Raw genomic sequence first — 20,376 nt, forward strand, 5'->3', positions numbered from 1 at the left:
CGCGGGGAGCTGAACTGGACGAATCGTTTTCGATTTGCGGGGTGCTATGAGAATTGCTGTACTGGATGACGATCCGGCCCAGACGGATTTCGTCAGTCAAACGCTGACGGCCGCTGGCCACACATGCTATGCGTTCAAGGAAGGCAAGGCCCTGAAGAAGCGTCTGCAGCGCGAGACGTTCGATCTGCTCGTGCTCGACTGGAACGTGCCGGACATGTCCGGCGAGGAAGTGCTCAAGTGGGTGCGCGCGAACCAGACCGAGCACAGCCTGCCGATCATCTTCATGACGAGCCGCGACGACGAGGCGGGGATTACGCAGATCCTCAATGCCGGCGCCGACGATTACGTGGTCAAGCCCGTGTCGGGCCCGATCCTGCGCGCGCGCATCGGCTCGCTGCTGCGCCGCGCGTATCCGGTCAACGCTGAGGCGACCGTTCGCGAGTTCGACCAGTTCCGCTTCGACGTGAACCTGAAGCAGGCGTACGTCGGCGACAAGGCCGTGAGCCTCACGCAGAAGGAATTCGAACTCGCGCTGCTGCTGTTCCAGCACCTCGATCGACCGCTGTCGCGCGCGCATATTCTCGATCTCGTGTGGAAGCAGGCGACCGACATTCCGTCGCGCACGATGGACACGCACATATCGATGCTGCGCACGAAGCTCGGCCTGCGGCCGGAAAACGGCTATCGCCTCGCGCCGATCTACGGCTACGGCTACCGGCTCGAGCGGGTCGGCCAGGGAGAACCGGAGTGACCCAGCGAATCACGCAGCGCACGGCGCGCTTGCGCACGGCGGCACTGCATGCGGCGTGCGCGGTCGCGTTCGCGTTCGCGGCACAGCAGGCCGTCGCGCAGCCGCCTGCTGCCGTGGGCAAGACGGTCGTCTACCGCACGCAGGCCGGCGACACGCTGTACGACGTCGCCGCGCGCTACCTGCAGGGCTCGGACGACTGGCAACTGCTGCAGCAGATCAACGGCGTGCCCGCGCCGAAGCGCCTGCAGCCGGGCATCGCGCTGAAGTTGCCCGTCGCGCGTCTGCGCAAGGAAAAGCTGACCGCGCGCGTCGTCGCGGTGCAGGGCACGGCCGAGCGCGCGTCCGGCAACGCGTACGCGCCGCTCGCGAGCGATGCGACGCTCACCGAGGGCGACCGCGTGCGCACCGGCGCGAACGGCTTCCTGACGCTCGAACTGGCCGACGGCACGCACATGAGCCTGCCGCCCGACAGTCAGCTCGACCTGAAGACCTTGCGCCGCACCGTGCTGACCGGCGCGCTCGATCGCGTATTCGAACTCACGCGCGGCTCGGTCGACAGCGAGGTCACGCACCTGAAGAAACGCGACGACCGCTTCCAGATCCGCTCGCCGTCGGTCGTGGCCGGTGTGCGCGGCACGCGCTTCCGCGTGAACTACGACGCCGCCGGCAACGCGGCGACGCGCGTCGAGGTGCTCGACGGCACCGTCGGCGTCGCGGGCAAGCAGCAATCGGCCGATCCGACGCTCGTGCATGCGAACTTCGGCAGCGTCTCGACGTCGTCCGGCGCGGTCGGCGCACCGGTGCAACTGCTGCCGGCGCCCGCGCTCACGCATCCCGACAAGGTGCAGGACGAGCCCGACCTCACGTTCGACATCGCGCCGCTCGAGCATGCGCACGCCTATCACCTGCAACTCGCGCGCGACGCGGGCATGCTGGAGCTGTTCAGCGAAACGCGCACCGTCTCGTCGCGCGCGGTGTTCCGCGAGGTGCCGAACGGTACGTACTTCGTCCGGATTGCCGCGATCGACGACAACGGCCTCGAGGGCATGCCGCACATTTACGCGTTCGAGCGGCGCCTGATGGGGCTCGACGCGACCGCGTCGCCCGGCCCGAACGGCTATGAGTTCCGCTGGTCGCCGAATGGCGCGAGCAAGGATGCGCGTTATCGCTTCGTGTTGTCGCGCTCGAAGGACCTGAGCGCGCCGGTGGTCGACCAGATGGGCCTGCAGGCGCACCGGATCACGGTCGCGCACCTGCCGCCCGGCGACTACTACTGGGCGGTGACGGTCGAGGAGTTCGAAGGCGGCAAGTTCTATCAGAAGACGAGTCCGGTCAGCGCGTTCACGTTGTCGCGCTGACCCGCGGCGCATGAAAACCGACTCCGTTTCCCCGCGGCGGCGCCTCGGCCGCCGCTTCCTCATCGAGTGGATCGCGATCGGCTGCCTCGGGATCGCGGTGATCCTCGCATGCGCGTTCGGCCGGTTCTCGTCGAGCGTCGACGGGCTCATCTACGACCGGCTGCTGATGCTGCGCAGCCTGCCGTTGTCGCCCGATGTCGTCGTCGTCGACATCGACAACCAGAGCGTGTCCGCACTCGGCCGCTGGCCGTGGCCGCGCAGCGTGCACGCGCGGCTGCTCGACACGCTGGCGCGTGCGCAGCCGGCCGCGGTCGTCTACGACGTGCTGTTTACCGAGCCGTCGCCGGAGGATCGCGCGTTCGCGGACGCAATGACCCGTGTGCCGACCTTCCTGCCCGTCTTGCTGAGCCCCGAGCAGGCGGACGGCACGCGCACCGTCGATCCGCCGGTGGCGGAGCTCTCGGCACGCACGATGGGGCTCGGCCACATCAATCTCGAAGTCGATCCCGACGGCATCGTGCGCAGCGTCGCGCTGTTCGAAAGCGACGGACGCGTGCGCTGGCCGCAACTGATGGTGCCCGTCTATCGTGCGATCCAGGCCGGCCGGCTGCATCCGGTCGGCGGTGTGCCCGGGGCGAATGCGCACGACCTGTCGCGCGACGCGAACGGCGAGGGCCGCTACCTGATCCCGTTCAGCCGCAATACGCCCGCCTATCCGACGGTGTCGTTCGACGACGTGCTCGAAGGGCGCGTGAAACCCGACGCGCTGCGCGGCAAGATCGTCGTCGTCGGCGTGACCGCATCGGGCCTCTTCGACCGCTTCGCGACCCCGGTGTCGGGGGACTTCGGCCCGCTCGCCGGCGTGTACATTCATGCGAACGTCCTCGACATGCTGGCCACCGGCAGCGCGATCCTGCCCGCGCCTCGTGACTGGCTCTTCGCCGCATCGCTGCTGCCGCTCGCCGTGCTGCTGGGCGGTTTCCTGATGCTGTCACCGTGGCGCGCGCTGCTGCTGACGCTGAGCCTGGCCGCGCTGTCCGTCGTCGCGAGCCTGGCGCTGCTGTTCGAGGCGCGCGTGTGGCTGTCGCCCGCGCCGGCGATCTTCGGGCTGATCGCCGTGTACCCGATCTGGAACTGGCGGCGCCTGGAAATGACGATGTCGCACCTGCGCCGTGAGCTGCAGCGGCTGGCCGACGAGCCGCACCTGCTGCCCGAGGCACCGCGCACGCGCAGCGTCGGCGGCGACGTGCTCGAACGGCAGATAGCGCTGATGGCGCAGGCCGCGCAACGCGTGCAGGACATGAAGCGCTTCGTGTGGGACAGCCTCGACAGCATGCCGGAGCCGATCTTCGTCACCGACCTGGCCGGGACCGTGCTGATCGCGAACCATGCGGCGAAGCGCTACGGGGCGCGCCTCGCGCTGCCGCTGCCGGAAGGGCGGCCGCTGCGCGCCGCGCTCGGCGAGTTGACCTTCATGAAGACCGTCGACGGCAACGCCGAACACGACGTGACGATCCGCGAACACTGGCCGGCCGCGCTTGACCCGACGCTCGGGGCCGAAGACGAAGCGATGGCGCGCGGCATCGAGGTGCGCGATCGCGACGGGCTCGACCATCTGTTACGCTACGCCCCGTGTACGAATGCGCAGGGCCATGTGACGGGCTGGATCGCCGGCCTCGTCGACGTAACCGAGCTGCACGCGGCCGAGCGGCAGCGCGAGGAGGCGCTGCACCTGCTGTCGCACGACATGCGCTCGCCGCAGTCGTCGATCCTTGCGCTTGTCGAGATCGAGCGCGATCGCGTCGAAACCGACGCGATGCGCGGGCTGCTCGCGCGGATCGAGCGGTATGCGCACCGTGCGCTGTCGCTCGCCGACGAGTTCGTGCAGCTGGCGCGCGCGGAGTCGCAGGCGTACCAGCTCGAACCGACCAGCCTCGTCGACGTGCTGATCGACGCGAGCGACGAAGTGTGGCCGCAGGCGCAGGCGAAGCGCATCCGCATCGAGACCGACGTCGGCACCGACATGTGCTGGGCGCGTGCCGACCGCTCGCTGATCACGCGTGCGTTCGTCAACCTGCTGAACAATGCGGTCAAATACAGTCCGTCCGACACGGTGATCACGTGTACGCTGACGGTCGAGCATGCATCGAAGCGGATGTTCTGTACGATTCGCGATCAGGGGTACGGCATCTCGCCGGAAGATCAGCGGCATCTGTTCGAGCGTTTCAAGCGATTCCATGCGGGCGAGCGGCCCGAAATCTCGGGCTCGGGGCTCGGCATGGCATTCGTGAAGACGGTCGTCACGCGCCACGGCGGCAGCGTGACGGTCGACAGCGAAGTGGGTGTCGGCACCGCGGTGACGGTGTCGCTGCCCGCGATCGACGAGCCGTCCGCCTGACAGGGCCGGGCACGACGGCAGGCATTTGGGGGAAGTCATGAGAAAGGAATGGGCAGCGACCGCGCTCGCGGTGACGCTGTTGACGGGTTGCGCCGGCGTCACGACCGGCGTGAGCGCGCTCGGGCAGCCGAACGCGTTCGAGTCCGGTTCGCACGACTACGAGCTCGTTCGCACGGCCGCTCAGGCCGACGATGCCGAATACCGGCAGATCGAGACGCTCGTGCGCGACGAGCTCGCGCACCGCGGCTTCGACGCGCAGCCTGGCCAAGCCGCGCGCTACCGGCTGTCGATCGCGTACGCGACGCAGCCGGCGTCGGTCGCGGCGACGGCCGACCAGTGCGGCGCGGCGAGCAGCGCGTGCGTGACCGTCGACGGGCCGGCGCCGTTCGCGCTCCCGTTCGCGGGCAGCGTGTATCGCCACGTGCTGACGCTGCGTTTCGTCGACGCGAAGTCGGGTGCCGACGTCTATCGCGTGTCGGCGTCGATGCGCGACCGCGATGCGGGCACGCAGCAGGCCGCGCCGACGCTCGTGAAGAGCGCGCTCGCGAAGCTGCCGTTCGAGCAGGGCGACGGCTGGCTCGTGAAGACGAAAAAAGACGACGCGGGCGCAATGCCGGGCGTCGTCTCGGTGAAGTCGGCCGCCGCGCGCTGACGCGCCGGCCGTGAGGTGAGGGCGGGCCCGCCGCGCAGGCGAGGCCGGCCCGTGCCGCGTTCAGGCAGACGGTTGCCCGTTGCCGCGCGCGCGCAGATACGCGTCGAACTCGGCGCCGACTTCCGGGTGGCGCAGCGCGAACTCGACCGTCGCCTTCAGGTAGCCGAGCTTGCTGCCGCAGTCGTAGCGCGTGCCCTGGTACTTGTAGGCCAGCACCTGTTCGTCGGCGAGCAGCGCCTGGATCGCGTCGGTGAGCTGCAGCTCGCCGCCCGCGCCCGGCTTCAGCGCGCGCAGATGTTCGAAGATCCGCGGCTTCAGGATGTAGCGGCCGACCACGCCGAGGTTCGACGGCGCGACTTCCGGCGCCGGCTTCTCGACGATCGCCGACATCTTGACGATCGATTCTTCCCACTCCTTGCCATCGACGATGCCGTACGACTTCGTCTCCGACGGCGGGATCTCCTCCACCCCGATCACCGAGCTGTGATAGTGGTCGAACACGTCGACCATCTGCTTCATCACGGGCGGGTTGCCGTCGAGCAGGTCGTCGGCGAGGATCACCGCGAACGGGTTGTCGGCGACGAGCTTCTCCGCGCACAGCACCGCATGGCCAAGGCCGAGCGCTTCCGGCTGGCGCACGTAGAAGCAGTCGACATGGCTCGGCTTGATGCTGCGCACGAGCTCGAGCAGTTTCTCCTTGCCGCGCGCCTCGAGTTCGGCCTCGACTTCGTACGACTTGTCGAAGTGGTCCTCGATCGCGCGCTTGCTGCGCCCGGTCACGAAGATCATTTCCGTGATGCCTGCGGCGATTGCTTCCTCGACGGCGTACTGGATCAGCGGCTTGTCGACGACGGGCAGCATTTCCTTCGGGCTCGCCTTCGTGGCCGGGAGGAACCGCGTGCCGAGACCGGCAACGGGGAATACCGCCTTGGTGACTTTCAACATGATCGAACCTTTATTCCTGTAATCGACTTGTCAGACAGTCTTATGTTCACGTTCCGATTATAGTGAACGCAAACGACCTTACCGTTTGTTACGCAGGCAACCGATCGAGCTGAGCGCGCAATTTTTCCAGCGTGCTCTGGAATTCGGCGACACGCTTCTGCTCCTGTTCGACCACGGCCGGCGGCGCTTTCGCGACGAACGCCTCGTTGCCGAGCTTCGCGTTGCACTTCGCGATTTCGCCCGTCAGGCGCGCGATTTCCTTCGACAGGCGCTCGCGTTCGGCCGCGACGTCGATTTCCACTTTCAGTACCAGCTTGTTCGGGCCCACGATCGCGATCGGCGCGCCGTGCGCGGCCTGGTCGAGCGTCGCTTCGTCGGCCAGGATCTGCACTTCCGACAGGCGGGCGAGGGCCTGGACGTACGGCGCGAACGAGCGCAGGCGCTCGGCGTCGCCGGCCGCGAGCAGCGGCACCTTGGTCGCCGGCGACAGGTTCATCTCGCCGCGCAGGTTGCGGCACGCGTCGACGATCGCCTTCAGGTCGGCCGCCCATTGCTCCGACGCCTCGTCGATCTTCTGCAGGTTCGCGACCGGATACGCCTGCGTCATGAGCGACGCTTCGCCCTCGGCCTTGCCTTGCGGATAACGGCCGGCGAGCGGCGCGACCTTCTGCCAGAGCGCTTCGGTGATGAACGGGATGATCGGGTGCGCGAGGCGCAGCACCGTTTCCAGCACGCGCAGCAGCGTGCGGCGCGTCGCGCGCTGCTGTTCCGGCGTGCCGTTCTGGATCTGCACCTTCGCGAGTTCGAGGTACCAGTCGCAGTACTCGTCCCACACGAATTTGTAGATGCTGGTGGCGATGTTGTCGAAGCGGTAATCGGCGAAGCCCTTCGCGATGTCGGCCTCGGTGCGCTGCAGGAGCGACACGATCCAGCGGTCGGCCGCCGAGAAGTCGAGGTAGCCGCCGGGGCCGCAGTCGCCCGCGCCGCACATTTCCGGCTTGTCGGCGCCGCAGTCGTGGCCTTCGCAGTTCATCAGCACGAAGCGCGTCGCGTTCCACAGCTTGTTGCAGAAGTTGCGATAGCCTTCGCAGCGCGCGAGGTCGAAGTTCACGTTGCGGCCGAGCGTCGCCATCGACGCCATCGTGAAGCGCAGCGCGTCGGTGCCGAACGCGGCGATGCCGTCCGGGAATTCCTTGCGCGTCTTCTTCTCGATGGTGGCGGCCTGCTTCGGGTTCATCAGGCCCGTGGTGCGCTTCGCGACCAGCGTTTCGAGGTCGATGCCGTCGACGATGTCGATCGGGTCGAGCGTGTTGCCCTTGCTCTTCGACATCTTCTGGCCTTCCGCGTCGCGCACGAGGCCGTGCACGTAGACGGTGTGGAACGGCACCTTGCCGGTGAAGTGCGTCGTCATCATCACCATCCGGGCGACCCAGAAGAAGATGATGTCGAAGCCGGTGACGAGCACCGACGACGGCAGGAAGTGCTGCAGTTCAGGCGTGTCGTTCGGCCAGCCGAGCGACGAGAACGGCACGAGCGCCGACGAGAACCACGTGTCGAGCACGTCCTCGTCGCGCTTCAGCGCGCCGGCATAGCCCTTCGCGGCGGCCTGCGCGCGCGCTTCTTCCTCGTTGCGCGCGACGAACACCTCGCCGTTTTCGCCATACCATGCGGGAATCTGGTGACCCCACCACAGCTGGCGCGAGATGCACCAGTCCTGGATGTTCTCGAGCCATTGATAGTAGGTGGTCGTCCAGTTTTCCGGCACGAACTTGATCTGGCCGTTGCGCACGACGTCGAGCGACGTTTCGGTGATCGACTTGCCCGGGTTGAACGTGCCTTCCGGTGCCGGCTTCGTCATCGCGACGAACCACTGGTCGGTCAGCATCGGCTCGATCACGACGCCGGTGCGGTCGCCGCGCGGCACCATCAGCTTGTGCGGCTTGACGGAGTCGAGGAAACCCTCCGCATCGAGGTCGGCGACGATCGCCTTGCGTGCGTCGAAGCGGTCGAGGCCGCGATACTGCTCGGGGCCGTTGTCGTTGATCTTTGCGTCGAGCGTCAGGATCTCGATCGGCGCGAGGTTGTGGCGCAGGCCGACCTGGTAGTCGTTGAAGTCGTGCGCGGGCGTGACCTTCACGACGCCCGTGCCGAACTCGCGGTCGACGTAGTCGTCGGCGATCACCGGAATCTCGCGGCCCGTCAGCGGCAGCGTGACGAGCTTGCCGATCAGGTGCGCGTAGCGCTCGTCTTCCGGATGGACCATCAGCGCGACGTCGCCGAGCATCGTTTCCGGGCGCGTGGTCGCGACGGTCAGCGACCCCGAACCGTCGACGAGCGGATAGCGGATGTGCCACAGGTGGCCGTTTTCCTCTTCGCTCGCGACCTCGAGATCCGACACTGCGGTGAGCAGCACCGGATCCCAGTTCACGAGGCGCTTGCCGCGGTAGATCAGGCCCTGTTCGTAGAGCGTGACGAACACGTCGCGCACGGCGGCCGACATCTTGTCGTCCATCGTGAAATATTCGCGCGACCAGTCGGTCGACGCGCCGAGACGGCGCACCTGGCCGGTGATCGTCGAACCGGACTGCTGCTTCCACTCCCACACGCGCTCGACGAACTTCTCGCGGCCGAGGTCATGGCGCGATACGCCCTGTGCATCGAGCTGGCGCTCGACGACGATCTGGGTCGCGATCCCCGCGTGGTCGGTGCCGGGCACCCACAGCGTGTTCTCGCCGAGCATCCGGTGGTAACGGGCGAGGCCGTCCATGATCGTCTGGTTGAACGCGTGGCCCATGTGCAACGTGCCGGTGACGTTCGGCGGCGGCAGCTGGATCGCGAAATCGGGGCGTGCCGGATCGAATGCCGGTGCGGCATAGCCGCGTTTTTCCCACTCCGGCCCCCATTGGGACTCGATGGTGTGGGGCTCGAAACTCTTCGCAAGCGTGCTGTCGCTCATGGTTGGAAATCTGCCGAAAAATGCGTGAATTGGATGCCGAATCTGACAATTATAAATGGATGCACATCGGCCAGCCATCGCTTGCCCGGGCGGGCAGGTCGCGGGGGCGCCGCAACGCGGGCGACGGCAGGCGTCGGAACGGATCGGAAACGGCATCGCGCGGCCGACTTATAATGGCGGGTCCGCATTTTTCTCGCACGTCCGCTGCCGCTCCATGCCCGATCTGCTCGCCAATCTGAACCCTGAACAATACGCCGCCGTCACGCTGCCGAACGAACCGGCGCTGATCCTCGCGGGGGCGGGCAGCGGCAAGACCCGCGTGCTGATCACGCGTATCGCGTGGCTGATCCAGCAGGGTTACGCGTCGCCGGCCACCGTGCTTGCCGTCACCTTCACGAACAAGGCCGCGCGCGAAATGATGGCGCGGCTGTCGGCGATGATGCCGATCGACACGCGCGGCATGTGGATCGGCACGTTCCACGGGCTGTGCAACCGGATGCTGCGCACGCACTGGCGCGACGCCGGCCTGCCGCAGACCTTCCAGATCCTCGACACGGCCGACCAGTTGTCGGCGATCAAGCGGCTGATGAAGGCGGCGAATGTCGACGACGAAAAATATCCGCCGAAGAACGTCCAGTATTTCATCAACAACGCGAAGGAGCAGGGGCTGCGTCCCGACAAGGTCGACGCGTCCGACAACTTCAACCGCAAGTTCGTCGAGCTCTACCAGGCGTACGACCAGCAGTGCCAGCGCGAGGGTGTCGTCGACTTCCCCGAGCTGCTGCTGCGCTGCTACGAGCTGCTCGCGTACAACGCGCCGCTGCGCGCGCACTACCAGGCGCGCTTCAAGCACATTCTCGTCGACGAGTTCCAGGACACCAACAAGCTGCAGTACGCGTGGCTCAAGATGCTCGCGGGCGGCGAGAACGCGATCTTCGCGGTCGGCGACGACGACCAGTCGATCTACGCGTTCCGCGGTGCGAACGTCGGCAACATGCGCGACTTCGAAGACGAATTCCGCGTGCGCAACCTGATCAAGCTCGAGCAGAACTACCGGTCGCACGGCAACATCCTCGACGCGGCGAACCAGCTGATCTCGAACAACTCGCATCGCCTCGGCAAGAACCTGCGCACCGACGCCGGCCACGGCGAGCCCGTGCGCGTGTACGAGGCCAGCACCGATGCGCAGGAGGCCGGCTGGATCGTCGAGGAGATCCGCTCGCTGATCAACACCGGGATGTCGCGCAGCGAGGTTGCCGTGCTGTATCGCAGCAACGCGCAGTCGCGTGCGATCGAGCACACGCTGATGACGTCGGGCATCCCGTATCGCGTGTATGGCGGTCTGCGCTTCTTCGAGCGCCAGGAAGTGAAGCACGCGCTCGCGTACCTGCGCCTGATCGACAACCCGAACGACGACACCGCGTTCGTGCGCGTCGTGAATTTCCCGACGCGCGGGATCGGCGCGCGCTCGATCGAGCAGCTCGCGGACGCCGCGCGCCTGTACGACTGCTCGATGGCCGCGGCGATTCCGTACGTCACCGGCAAGGCCGGCACGAGCCTCGGCGCGTTCGCGAACCTCGTCGCGAAGATGCGCGCCGAGACGCAGCAGATGAGCCTGCCGGAGACGGTCGAATACGTCGTGCGCGCGAGTGGCCTCGCCGATTTCTACCAGGGCGAGCGCGAAGGCCAGGACCGCCTCGAGAACTTGCAGGAACTCGTGAACGCGGCCACCGCGTTCGTCAGCGAGGAAGGTTACGGGCTCGATGCGCCGGCCCGCTCGATTCCGCTGCGCGCGGGCGCGATCGCGGCGCCGGAGCTCGGCGTGGACGCGGACGATCCGACGGTCGACGTGCTCGATCCGGCGCCGCTCGGCGACCCCGCGCAGAACCCCGACACGATGACGCCGCTCGCGGGCTTCCTGTCGCACGCGTCGCTGGAAGCCGGCGACAACCAGGCGCAGGCCGGCCAGGACGCGGTGCAACTGATGACGGTGCACGCGGCGAAGGGGCTCGAATTCTCGGCCGTGTTCATCACCGGCCTCGAGGAAGGGCTGTTCCCGCACGAGAACAGCGTGCTCGAATCGGACGGCCTCGAGGAAGAGCGGCGGCTCATGTACGTCGCGATCACGCGCGCGAAGGAGCGGCTCTACCTGTCGTTCGCGCAAAGCCGGATGCTGCACGGCCAGACGCGCTACAACGTGCGCTCGCGCTTTTTCGACGAATTGCCGGAGCACGTGCTGAAGTGGCTCACGCCGAAGGTCGAGGCGGGCTCGCGCTGGGGCGGCCGCTCGGACAACGCCGGCTGGGGGCGCGACTGGTTCGCGCGGCCGGGCGGCGGCAGTCGCGAACAGGTCGTCGACGCGGCGGTCTCCGCGCCGCTGCCGGCGTTCGCGGACAAGCAGCGCGCGGCCGACACCGGCTTCCGCATCGGCCAGCAGGTATTCCATACCAAGTTCGGCGAGGGGACGGTCACCGCGCTCGAAGGCAACGGCGCCGATGCGAAGGCGCAAGTGAAGTTCAAACGGCACGGCGAGAAGTGGCTCGCGCTGGCGGTCGCGAAACTGCAGGCGGTGGAATGATGGGCATCGACATGGCTGAAACGGTTTCGACGCGCCCGCTCGGCATTCTGGCCGCGCTGCCCGAGGAACTCGGCGACCTGATCGCCGCGATGCGTGACGAAGGCGCGATGAAGACCATCACGCTCGGCCGCCGCGATTATCACGTCGGCACCGTGCACGGGGCGGCCTGCGTCGTCACGCTCGCGCGGGTCGGCAAGGTGGCGGCCGCCGCGACGGTCAGCGCGCTGATTCACGTGTTCGGCGTGTCCGGCATCGTCTTCACCGGCGTCGCCGGCGGCGTGTCGCGCACGGTGCGCGTCGGCGACGTCGTCGTCGCCGATCTGCTGCTGCAGCACGATCTCGATGCGTCGCCGCTGTTTCCGCGCTACGAGGTGCCGCTGCTCGGCATCACGCGGTTCGCGACCGATGCGGCGCTGACGGCTCGTCTGAAGGCCGCATGCACGCTGTTCGTCGCCGAGGAGGGCGCGCGGTTCGCCGAGCGTTTCGGGCTGGCGGGTGCGACGTTGCACGGCGGGCTGATCATCAGCGGCGACCGCTTCGTGTCGAGCGAGCGGGAAGTCGTCGCGCTGCGCGACGCGCTGCCGGACGCGCTCGCGGTCGAGATGGAAGGCGCGGCGATCGCGCAGGTGTGCGCCGAGCACGACGTGCCGTTCGCCATCGTGCGCACGATCTCCGATACGGCCGACGATCATGCGACGCAGTCGTTCTCGCACTTCCTGTCGGCGATCGCGAGCAACTATTCGTCTGGCATCCTCAAGCGTTTCCTGACGCTGCATGCGACGACGGCGGCCTGAAGCCGCCGTCGTACTTTCCCTTCGAATCGGTCGACCGGCCGCGGCACACATGCCGCGGCCGGTTCGTCACGCCTGCTTGCGCCGGCTGCTTTCGAGGTTCGGCAGGAACACCGTCAGCACGCCGATCAGCGGCAGGAACGAGCACACCTTGTAGACGAACGTGATGCTCGTCGCATCCGCGAGCTGGCCGAGCACGGCGGCACCCACGCCGCCCAGGCCGAACGCGAAGCCGAAGAACAGGCCCGCGACCATTCCGACCTTGCCGGGCATCAGCTCCGTCGCGTAGACGAGGATCGCGGCGAACGCCGACGCCAGCACGACGCCGATGATCACGCTCAGCACGCTCGTCCAGAACAGGTTCGCGTACGGCAGCAGCAGCGTGAACGGCGCGACACCGAGGATCGACACCCAGATCACGTACTTGCGGCCGATCCGGTCGCCGACCGGCCCGCCGATCAGCGTGCCGGCCGCGACTGCCGCGAGAAACACGAACAGGTGGATCTGCGCGGCCTGCACCGACAGGTGGAACTTGTCGATCAGGTAGAACGTGAAATAGCTGTTGATGCTCGCGAGATAGAAGTACTTCGAGAAGACCAGCAGCACCAGCACGCCGATCGCGGCGAGCACGCGGCCCTGCGACAGCGTCGGATGGCCGGCCGCCGCGGCCTTTTTCTTCATCGACGGATGCTTCTTGTACCAGTGGCCAATCTGCGTGAGGACGACCATCGCGACGAGCGCGGCCGCCGAGAACCACGCGATGCTGTGCTGGCCGTGCGGAATGATCACCAGCGCGGCGAGCAGCGGCCCGAGTGCCGAGCCGGCGTTGCCGCCGACCTGGAACAGCGACTGCGCGAGCCCGTGCTGGCCGCCCGATGCCATCCGCGCGACGCGCGACGATTCCGGATGGAATACCGATGAGCCGCAGCCGACCAGCGCCGCCGCCGCCAGCAGCGTCGGGAAGTTCTGCGCGGCCGACATCAGCAGCAGCCCCGCGAGCGTGAAGCCCATCCCGACCGGCAGCGAATACGGCTTCGGCTGCTTGTCCGTGTACAGGCCGACGAGCGGCTGCAGCAGCGACGCGGTGATCTGGTAGGTCAGCGTGATCAGGCCGATCTGCGCGAACGACAGCGCGAACTGGCTCTTGAGCATTGGATAGATCGCGAGGATCAACGACTGGATCATGTCGTTGAGCATGTGCGAGAAGCTGATCGCGCCGAGCACGGGGTAGACGGTACGCGGAGCGGGTGGGGCAGACGGCTGGGCTGCGGCTGTCGCGCCGACGCCCGTATCGAGGCTGGTTTCCATGTGAGCTGAGCGAGTTGAGGTGGCGGGACGCGCTCTGATGGGGATCGGCGCGTTCGAATCGTTGTTGCGTCAAAGAAGTCTAATGTGGCGTATCGAGAATGTCAGGCCAAGTTTTGTCGCGATTCGGACATTGTTGTGACGATTCGGCCATGACGCCGTTTTTTGGCCAGGTATAACGCTGCGGCACGTCCGGCTTTCGTCGGGCCGCGCGGGACCGGATCGGTGTTTGCCCGGACTCAAGGCGCGCCGATGGCGGCCGTAGAAGGACCAATGACATCACAGTGCGGCACCGGCCACGAGCCGGGCGAGCGCAGGGCGCGCGGCATGGCGGGCCAGCGCGGGAATGCCGGCCGCCGGAACCGACCTTTCCGGCGGCATGATCAATACGGGGATATATCGATGAAAGCAGCTTCATTGCATCCGCGGCCGGTTGCGGCCGCCGCCGCATCCGACGCAGCCGCCCGGCCCGCCGCACGTCGTGCGCGCGCAGCCCGGCGCGAATCCCGGCCGTGGACGGTCAAGGCGACGTTGCGCGCCGCGTTCGCGATCCTGCTGGCCGGCACGCTCGCGATCGGCGTGTTTTCGCTGTGGCAGATCAACCGGCTGAACGCGTCGATTGCGTCGGTCTACGAGCAGGGGCACGTCGCGAGCCGGGCGGCGGAGGAGGTGCGCGCCGAGGTGCTGCGCGCGAGCCGCGCGCAGAAGATGCTGCTGACCGCCACCACCGCGAAGGAGCGCGACGACCTGGGCGCCGAGGTCGGCGCGGGGCTCGCGTCGATCGGCCAGGCGCTCGCGACGCTGCAGCGCTACGCGGATCCGGCCGATGCCGACGATTCCGCGCGACTGCGCGCATTCTCGATGGCGGTCGGCACGTGGAGCGGCCATCTGCGCGATTTCGTCGCGCTCGTGCAGGCGCAGCCGCTCGACCTGTCGCAGATGAACTGGCAGGTCGGCACGCAGGACGTGTCGCTGCTGGTCGAGACCGGCAAGCTCGAGAAGCTCGTCGCGATGCTCGTGAAGACGCGCGGCGCGAAGTCGAAGGCGACGCTCGATGCGTCCGCAACGATCTTCTCGTCGTCGTTCGCGATGATCGCGGCGATGACGGCCGCACTGATCGTGCTGGCGATCGCGATTGCCGAAGGGGTCGTGCGCCGCCTCGCGTCGCAGCTCGGCGGCGAGCCCGCGGAGGCGAAGGCGATCGCCGCCGACATCGCGCGCGGCGACCTCGCACGGCCGATATCGCTCGGCCGGCACGACCGCGACAGCATGGTGCGTGCGCTGTCCGACATGCAGACCGGGCTCGCGGCGACCGTCGGCGAGATCGCCGTCAGCGCCGAGGCGATCGCGGCCGCGTCCGGCGAGATCTCGACCGGCAACCTCGACCTGTCACGCCGCACCGAGCAGCAGGCCGTCGCGCTCGAGCGCACCGCGGCCAGCATGGAGGAACTCACGTCGACGGTGCGGCAGAACGCCGAGAACGCGCGGCAGGCGAGCGCGCTCGCGGCCAATGCGTCGGCCGTCGCGGAGGCGGGCGGCGAAGTCGTCGGACGCGTGGTCGCGACGATGAGCGAGATCGACGACAGCGCAAAGAACATTCGCGACATCATCGGCACGATCGAGGGGATCGCGTTCCAGACCAACATTCTCGCGTTGAACGCCGCGGTCGAGGCGGCGCGCGCGGGCGAGCAGGGACGCGGTTTTTCGGTGGTCGCGGGCGAGGTGCGGCAACTCGCGCAGCGCGCGGCGACCGCGGCGAAGGAGATCCGTGGGCTGATCGGCGCGTCGGTCGAGCGCGTCGCGAACGGCGCGGCGCTCGCGCACGATGCGGGCCGCACGATGAACGACGTGGTGCGGGCGGTCAAGCGCGTGACCGACATCATCGGCGAGATCTCCGCGGCGTCGGACGAGCAGAGCGCGGGGATCGACGAGATCGGCCGCGCCGTCACGCAGATGGATGCCGGCACGCAGCAGAACGCGGCGCTCGTCGAACAGGCGGCCGCCGCAGCGAACGCGCTCGACGAGCAGGCGCAGGCGCTCAAGTCGCTGGTCGGACGCTTTCGCATCGCGGCCTGAGCGTCGCATCGTCCCACGCCGTCGCGGGCCGGCCGCCCGCGACGCGCAGGCTGCCGCGCTGCTGTCGATCGGTGACAAACCCGGCAGTCGGCCCGCGCGCAATCCCTTACAATGCGCCTCCACATAGCGGGGGGCCAGAACCCGCGGCGCATGCGCACCGACTCCGGTGCGACCGCACGCCGAGCGGGTCACAACAATGACGATGACGATTTACCTGACGGGATACCTGTGGATGCTCGCGTCCGCAGCGATCGGCATGCGCACGCGCGTGGCCGCGTGGAGATGGCTCGCGGCGGGTATCGCGCCGGCCGCCGCGTTCGCCGTGCTGCGGGGCCGGACGGGCACCGACACGGCGATCTATCTCGACATCATTACCGGCATCTGGAGCGGCAACCTGAAGGTCGTGCCGCGCACGCTCGAACCGGGTTTCGTCTGGCTCGTGCGCGCGCTCGCGTGGCTCGGGCACGAGCCGCACATCGCGATGGCGATCCTGTCGCTGCTGGTCGTCGTCGCGTGCGTCGCCGCGTTCGGCCGGAGCGCCGAGGACGCATGCGTGTTCGCCACGCTGATCTTTCCGCTGTTCTTCTACGACATGGCGATGAGCGGCGTGCGCTACGGCGTCGCGTTCTGTGTCGCGAAGCTCGCATCGGACGCATGGGCGCGCAGGCGGCACGGCGCGTCGTTCGCGTTCGCGGCCGCGGCGACCGCCATGCACGTGTCGGCGGCGCTGCTTGTCGTGCTGCTGCAGGTCCGACGGTTGCGCCTGCTGCGCTATGCGGGGCTGGCGGTCGCGATCGGCGGCGTGCTGTTCGCGATGCATCACGACGCGCTGCTCGCGAAGGTCGGCCTGTATGCGGCGTTCACGCCGCCCGCGCAGATGTCGGGCGGTGCCCCGCTCGTGCTTGCGTTGCTGACGCTCGCCGCCGGCTGGGTGCTGCTGGCGCGCATGCCGCGCACGCTCGTGTTCCTGTTCGTCTGCGAGATCGCGAGCTTCGCGCTCGCGCGGATCAGCTATGCGGGGCTGCGTTTCCAGTGGCTCGTGCTGTTCGCGATGGGCTGTCAGTTCGTGCCGCTGCAGCACGTGCCGGGGATCCGACGCCGGCACGTGATCGTCGCGCTGGTCGTGATCGGCGCCGTCGGCTTCGCGATGCGACTGCGCAACATGCTCGGCGAGTACGGGCTCGGCCCGTCGCCGTTCCTGCCTTACCGGTTCTTCTGGGAATGACGCGGCCGGGCGGGGCGCCGCCCGGCCAGCGTTTCATCACGACTTTTTCTGCTTGTCCGGATCGATGATGACCGTACAGGTCGTGCCCGCCGACAGCACCACGTCGGCCGGCACTTCGTCGATGCGGATGCGCACCGGCACGCGCTGCGCGAGACGCACCCAGTTGAAGGTCGGGTTCACGTCCGCGACGAGGTCGCGGCTTTGCGGGTTGTCGCGATCGTAGATGCCGCGCGAGATGCTCTCGACGTGGCCCTTCATCACGCCGCCGCTCATCAGCCGCATCTCGGCCGGTGCGCCGACCTTCACGCGCGGCAGCTTGGTTTCCTCGAAGTAGCCGTAGACCCAGAACGAATGGCTGTCGACGATCGCGAGCTTCGCCTGGCCGGCCACCGCGTAGTTGCCTTTGAACGTCTGCAGGTTCGTGATGTAGCCGTCGACCGGCGCGACCACGCGCGTGCGTTCGAGATTGAGCTTCGCGGCGTCGAGCGCGGCGATCGCCTGCTGGTACTGCGCGTCGGCGCTCGATGCGCTGTGCGCGGCGTTCTCGCGGTTTTCCTTCGACACGACGAGCGCGTCGAGGTCGGCACGGCGGGCCGCGTCGTCGCGGCGCATCTGCAGTTCCGCGCGGCGGGCGGCGACGGCCGCCTGCGCCTGCTCGACCGCGATCTGGTAGTGCGACGGGTCGATCTGCATGATCAGGTCGCCCTTTTTCACGAGCTGGTTGTCATGCACGGGCAGTTCGACGATCGCGCCCGACACGTCCGGCGCGACGTTGACGATCTCGGCACGGACGCGCCCGTCGCGCGTCCAGGGATCGTCCATGTAGTGCACCCACAGCGAGCGCCCGATCAGGATCGCGACGAGAAGGATGACGGCGGTCGCGACGAAGCCGAAGAGTTTTCTGAGAATCATGATGGTTCGGAATCAACGGTAAACGGCAAGACTCAGTCCGCCGCAAATGCAGACGAGAAGGCACGCGCGGAACAGCGACGGGTGCCAGACGAGACGGTAGAGGCCCGTGTAGGCGAGCAGGCGGTCGACGGCCCAGGTCGCCAGCGCGCCCAGGACGAACATCAGGACCACCGTGGGCATGTAGGCATCGAGAATGGCGATTTCACGCGGCATCATGACGAGGCTCCTTGTTGGGGACGCACGGGGCGGTTGCGGTTGAGCGGCTCGAGCGGCGATTCCGGATCGAGCAGCGCCGTGCGTACGAAATGCAGATGACTCAGGATGCGTTGCAGCCGATGGCGCTCCTCGCGCGACGGCGTGACCGCATCGAGCGTCTGCCGGGTCGCGTCGATCGCGGCGTTGACCGCATCGAGCGTCGCGTCGAAGCGCGCCGCGTCCGGCTGGCGGAACAGCGCGGACAGCGCGGTGCGCATCGTCTCGATCGCGCGTCGCCACGGCGTCGTCGGCGCATAGCGCGGGTCGGACGGCAGCGTCGCCAGCTCGGTGCGCAGGTCGAGCGCCGCGTTGCCCGTCTCCAGCACCGCGAACATCCAGCGCAGCGCGTCGCGCTGCACGTCGGGCTGGTCGGCCGACAGCGTGTGCGCCTGGTACATCAGGTCGCGCGCGCCGCTCTCGAAGCGCGTGCGCAGTCCGGCCAGCCGTGCGTGGCACGCGGCGACCACCTGATGGCGCAGGTCGGCGAACAACCGCTTCTTGAGCCACGGCGCGGTCGGCGGAAACAGCACCGCGAACGCGATCGCCGAGACGAGCATCGACAGCACCAGCGCGAGCGCATCGTTCATGAAGCTCATCGGGTCGTAGTGCGTGATGTTGTCGGGGCCGGCGAGGAAGCTGAAGAAGATCAGGTAGCCCATCCCGTAGCCCGCGAGCTTCGGCTTCATCGTCATGAAGATGCCGATCGCGAGCAGCGGCGCGAGGGCCGCGCACAGCAGCGGGAAGCCGTCGATGTGCGGGTAGATGCCGAACGTCAGCAGGAAGCCCGTGCAGACGGCCAGCGCGGTCCCCATGCCCATCTGCGCGGACATCGCGGTCGGCCGCGGTGTCGACGACGCGAGCGCGCAGGTGGCCGCGGCCGTCAGCGTCATCGTGACGCCGCTCGGCCACGCGGTCTCGATCCAGAACCAGCCGAGCACGAGGATCACGGTCGCGGTGCGAATCGCCGCGATCACCATCGCCGTCACGTTGGTGCGCGGCTCGTAGCGCTCGATCCAGCGTTCGCGCTCGTGTGTCGCGGTCGACAGCGACGCATAGGTCGCCGCGTATTCGTGCAGGTCCGTGATGAAGCGGTACAGCAGCTCGGTGGCCGTGTCGAAGTCGAGCAGCGGAAAATCCGGCTGCGTCTCGAGCGCGGCGCGCGTCGCGCGGATGCGGCGCGGCAGCGCGTCGCGCCACGCGAGCAGCTGTTCGGCCGCGAGCGCGGCGTCGGCCGACGAGCGCACCGGTTCGCCATTGCGCGTCAGAAGCGGTGCGATCTCGCGAAAGTACGGCTCGATCGCGTCGATCGCGGCCTGCGCGCCGGCCGCGCGCAGCCGGTTCATCAACTGATGCAGCGCGTGAAAGCGGCTCGATACGCTCATGAACTCGCTGTTCAGACGCGCGAGGCGGCCGCTGCGCATCCGCGTGTCCGGATCCTCGAACACGGCCATGCTGCGCGCCGCTTCGAAGCCGACCACGTCCGCGACGAAGCGCGTATGGATGGTTTCGATGTGCGCGCGGTCGAGCTGGCCCGACAGCGCCGCCGCGACGTAGTCGACGAAGCTGCTGAAGCGCTTGCGCACCGTCGTGCGCATCTGCTCGCCGGTGTACTGCGGAAACACCAGCGCGCTGACGACGCCTGCCGACACGATCCCGACCATGATCTCGGCGACCCGCGTCATCGCGCTCATGAACGCGCCGTCCGGGTGTTGCGATGCCGGCAGGCCGATCAGCGCGGTCGTGTAACCGGCGAGCAGAAAGCCGTAGCTGCGGAAGTTGCGGTTGCGCGCGGCGCCGGCCGTGCACAGCGCGACCCACAGCGCGACGGCCAGCAGGAACAGCTGCGGCTGCTGCGGGAACAGCCCGACGAACGTGAGCGTCGCGATCAGCCCGAAGATCGTGCCGGCGACCCGGTAGAAGCTCTTCGCGAGCACCGCGCCGCTTTGCGGCTGCATCACGATGAACACCGTGGTCATCGCCGTCTTCGGCGCCGGCAGGTCGAGCCGCATCGACACGCCGGTCGCGATGAACGCGGCAAGCAGTGCCTTGAACAGATAGAGCCACGCGGCGCCGTCGCTGCGGGCCCAGTCGCCGAACGCGGCGGACCAGGCCGCGAGCGGGCCGGCGGCATGTGTGGAAGCGGGGGAGGAGGCGGACATGACGGTCGCTCCGCG

At 68.0% G+C, this 20,376-nt stretch carries 14 protein-coding genes; 8 read left to right on the plus strand and 6 right to left on the minus strand.

Features of this window, described 5'->3' with window-relative positions; all coding sequences use genetic code 11:
* Positions 1–46: 46 nt before the first annotated feature.
* From WS46_RS14185 to WS46_RS14200, 4 genes are read left to right on the plus strand one after another with little or no spacing between them, the layout of a single operon-like run.
* Positions 47–751 (plus strand): response regulator transcription factor, encoded by a 705-nt coding sequence (locus tag WS46_RS14185; RefSeq protein ID WP_006402120.1) that lies wholly within the window; start codon positions 47–49, stop codon positions 749–751.
* Positions 748–2,109: a FecR domain-containing protein gene (locus WS46_RS14190; protein WP_059524122.1), complete on the plus strand. Its 1,362-nt coding sequence runs from the start codon at positions 748–750 to the stop codon at positions 2,107–2,109. Before WS46_RS14185 ends, WS46_RS14190 begins: the two co-directional genes overlap by 4 nt.
* 10 nt (positions 2,110–2,119) lie before the next feature.
* Complete coding sequence (locus WS46_RS14195; protein WP_059524123.1) at positions 2,120–4,507, plus strand: CHASE2 domain-containing protein; 2,388 nt, start codon at positions 2,120–2,122, stop codon at positions 4,505–4,507.
* 37 nt (positions 4,508–4,544) lie between these two features.
* A complete protein-coding gene (locus WS46_RS14200) occupies positions 4,545–5,159 on the plus strand; it encodes a DUF4136 domain-containing protein (protein WP_059524125.1) in 615 nt (204 codons plus the stop codon).
* Positions 5,160–5,219: 60 nt separating this feature from the next.
* Here WS46_RS14200 and galU read toward each other — a convergent pair whose 3' ends face one another.
* Both galU and WS46_RS14210 read right to left on the minus strand, forming a co-directional pair.
* Complete coding sequence (galU, locus tag WS46_RS14205) at positions 5,220–6,104, minus strand: UTP--glucose-1-phosphate uridylyltransferase GalU (RefSeq protein ID WP_059690899.1); 885 nt, start codon at positions 6,102–6,104, stop codon at positions 5,220–5,222.
* Positions 6,105–6,192: 88 nt separating this feature from the next.
* Positions 6,193–9,060, minus strand: coding sequence for a valine--tRNA ligase (locus WS46_RS14210; RefSeq protein ID WP_059690900.1), 2,868 nt, complete (start codon positions 9,058–9,060; stop codon positions 6,193–6,195).
* A gap of 214 nt (positions 9,061–9,274) precedes the next feature.
* Here WS46_RS14210 and WS46_RS14215 point away from each other — a divergent pair, with 214 nt between their 5' ends.
* Positions 9,275–11,638 (plus strand): UvrD-helicase domain-containing protein, encoded by a 2,364-nt coding sequence (locus tag WS46_RS14215; protein ID WP_059524132.1) that lies wholly within the window; start codon positions 9,275–9,277, stop codon positions 11,636–11,638.
* On the plus strand, positions 11,635–12,432 hold the full coding sequence (locus WS46_RS14220; RefSeq protein ID WP_059690901.1) for a 5'-methylthioadenosine/adenosylhomocysteine nucleosidase: 798 nt from the start codon (positions 11,635–11,637) through the stop codon (positions 12,430–12,432). The genes WS46_RS14215 and WS46_RS14220 overlap by 4 nt, the downstream gene beginning before the upstream one ends.
* Before the next feature lie 66 nt (positions 12,433–12,498).
* Here the strand turns inward: WS46_RS14220 and WS46_RS14225 are convergent, their stop codons facing one another.
* Positions 12,499–13,737, minus strand: a complete 1,239-nt coding sequence (locus WS46_RS14225; RefSeq protein ID WP_059690902.1) for an MFS transporter — start codon at positions 13,735–13,737, stop codon at positions 12,499–12,501.
* 399 nt (positions 13,738–14,136) lie between these two features.
* On the opposite strand from WS46_RS14225, the gene WS46_RS14230 reads away from it, so the two are divergent.
* Positions 14,137–15,810, plus strand: a complete 1,674-nt coding sequence (locus tag WS46_RS14230) for a methyl-accepting chemotaxis protein (protein ID WP_059690903.1) — start codon at positions 14,137–14,139, stop codon at positions 15,808–15,810.
* A gap of 196 nt (positions 15,811–16,006) precedes the next feature.
* Positions 16,007–17,035, plus strand: coding sequence for an EpsG family protein (locus tag WS46_RS14235; RefSeq protein ID WP_059690904.1), 1,029 nt, complete (start codon positions 16,007–16,009; stop codon positions 17,033–17,035).
* A gap of 36 nt (positions 17,036–17,071) precedes the next feature.
* Here the strand turns inward: WS46_RS14235 and WS46_RS14240 are convergent, their stop codons facing one another.
* The 3 genes from WS46_RS14240 to WS46_RS14250 are packed head-to-tail and all read right to left on the minus strand — an operon-like array spanning position 17,072 to position 20,361.
* Entirely contained in the window at positions 17,072–17,947 is an 876-nt protein-coding gene (locus tag WS46_RS14240) for an HlyD family secretion protein (RefSeq protein ID WP_047900486.1), read from the minus strand.
* Positions 17,948–17,959: 12 nt separating this feature from the next.
* Entirely contained in the window at positions 17,960–18,163 is a 204-nt protein-coding gene (locus WS46_RS14245; protein WP_011351756.1) for a DUF1656 domain-containing protein, read from the minus strand.
* Positions 18,160–20,361 carry an FUSC family protein gene (locus WS46_RS14250; RefSeq protein ID WP_059524146.1) on the minus strand — a complete coding sequence of 734 codons (2,202 nt, stop codon included), beginning with the start codon at positions 20,359–20,361 and terminating at the stop codon, positions 18,160–18,162. Before WS46_RS14250 ends, WS46_RS14245 begins: the two co-directional genes overlap by 4 nt.
* Positions 20,362–20,376 lie beyond the last annotated feature (15 nt).

Origin of the sequence: Burkholderia sp. RF4-BP95, assembly GCF_001521985.1 — a bacterium.
Classification (GTDB): domain Bacteria; phylum Pseudomonadota; class Gammaproteobacteria; order Burkholderiales; family Burkholderiaceae; genus Burkholderia; species Burkholderia diffusa.

Coding starts and splice junctions, on each gene's coding strand:
- WS46_RS14225 (WP_059690902.1), bottom strand. CDS start 13,737: ATGGAAACCAGCCTCGATACGGGCGTCGGCGCGACAGCCGCAGCCCAG.
- WS46_RS14250 (WP_059524146.1), bottom strand. CDS start 20,361: ATGTCCGCCTCCTCCCCCGCTTCCACACATGCCGCCGGCCCGCTCGCG.
- WS46_RS14185 (WP_006402120.1), top strand. CDS start 47: ATGAGAATTGCTGTACTGGATGACGATCCGGCCCAGACGGATTTCGTC.
- WS46_RS14230 (WP_059690903.1), top strand. CDS start 14,137: ATGAAAGCAGCTTCATTGCATCCGCGGCCGGTTGCGGCCGCCGCCGCA.
- WS46_RS14240 (WP_047900486.1), bottom strand. CDS start 17,947: ATGATTCTCAGAAAACTCTTCGGCTTCGTCGCGACCGCCGTCATCCTT.
- WS46_RS14210 (WP_059690900.1), bottom strand. CDS start 9,060: ATGAGCGACAGCACGCTTGCGAAGAGTTTCGAGCCCCACACCATCGAG.
- WS46_RS14215 (WP_059524132.1), top strand. CDS start 9,275: ATGCCCGATCTGCTCGCCAATCTGAACCCTGAACAATACGCCGCCGTC.
- WS46_RS14200 (WP_059524125.1), top strand. CDS start 4,545: ATGAGAAAGGAATGGGCAGCGACCGCGCTCGCGGTGACGCTGTTGACG.
- WS46_RS14235 (WP_059690904.1), top strand. CDS start 16,007: ATGACGATGACGATTTACCTGACGGGATACCTGTGGATGCTCGCGTCC.
- WS46_RS14245 (WP_011351756.1), bottom strand. CDS start 18,163: ATGATGCCGCGTGAAATCGCCATTCTCGATGCCTACATGCCCACGGTG.
- WS46_RS14220 (WP_059690901.1), top strand. CDS start 11,635: ATGATGGGCATCGACATGGCTGAAACGGTTTCGACGCGCCCGCTCGGC.
- WS46_RS14195 (WP_059524123.1), top strand. CDS start 2,120: ATGAAAACCGACTCCGTTTCCCCGCGGCGGCGCCTCGGCCGCCGCTTC.
- galU (WP_059690899.1), bottom strand. CDS start 6,104: ATGTTGAAAGTCACCAAGGCGGTATTCCCCGTTGCCGGTCTCGGCACG.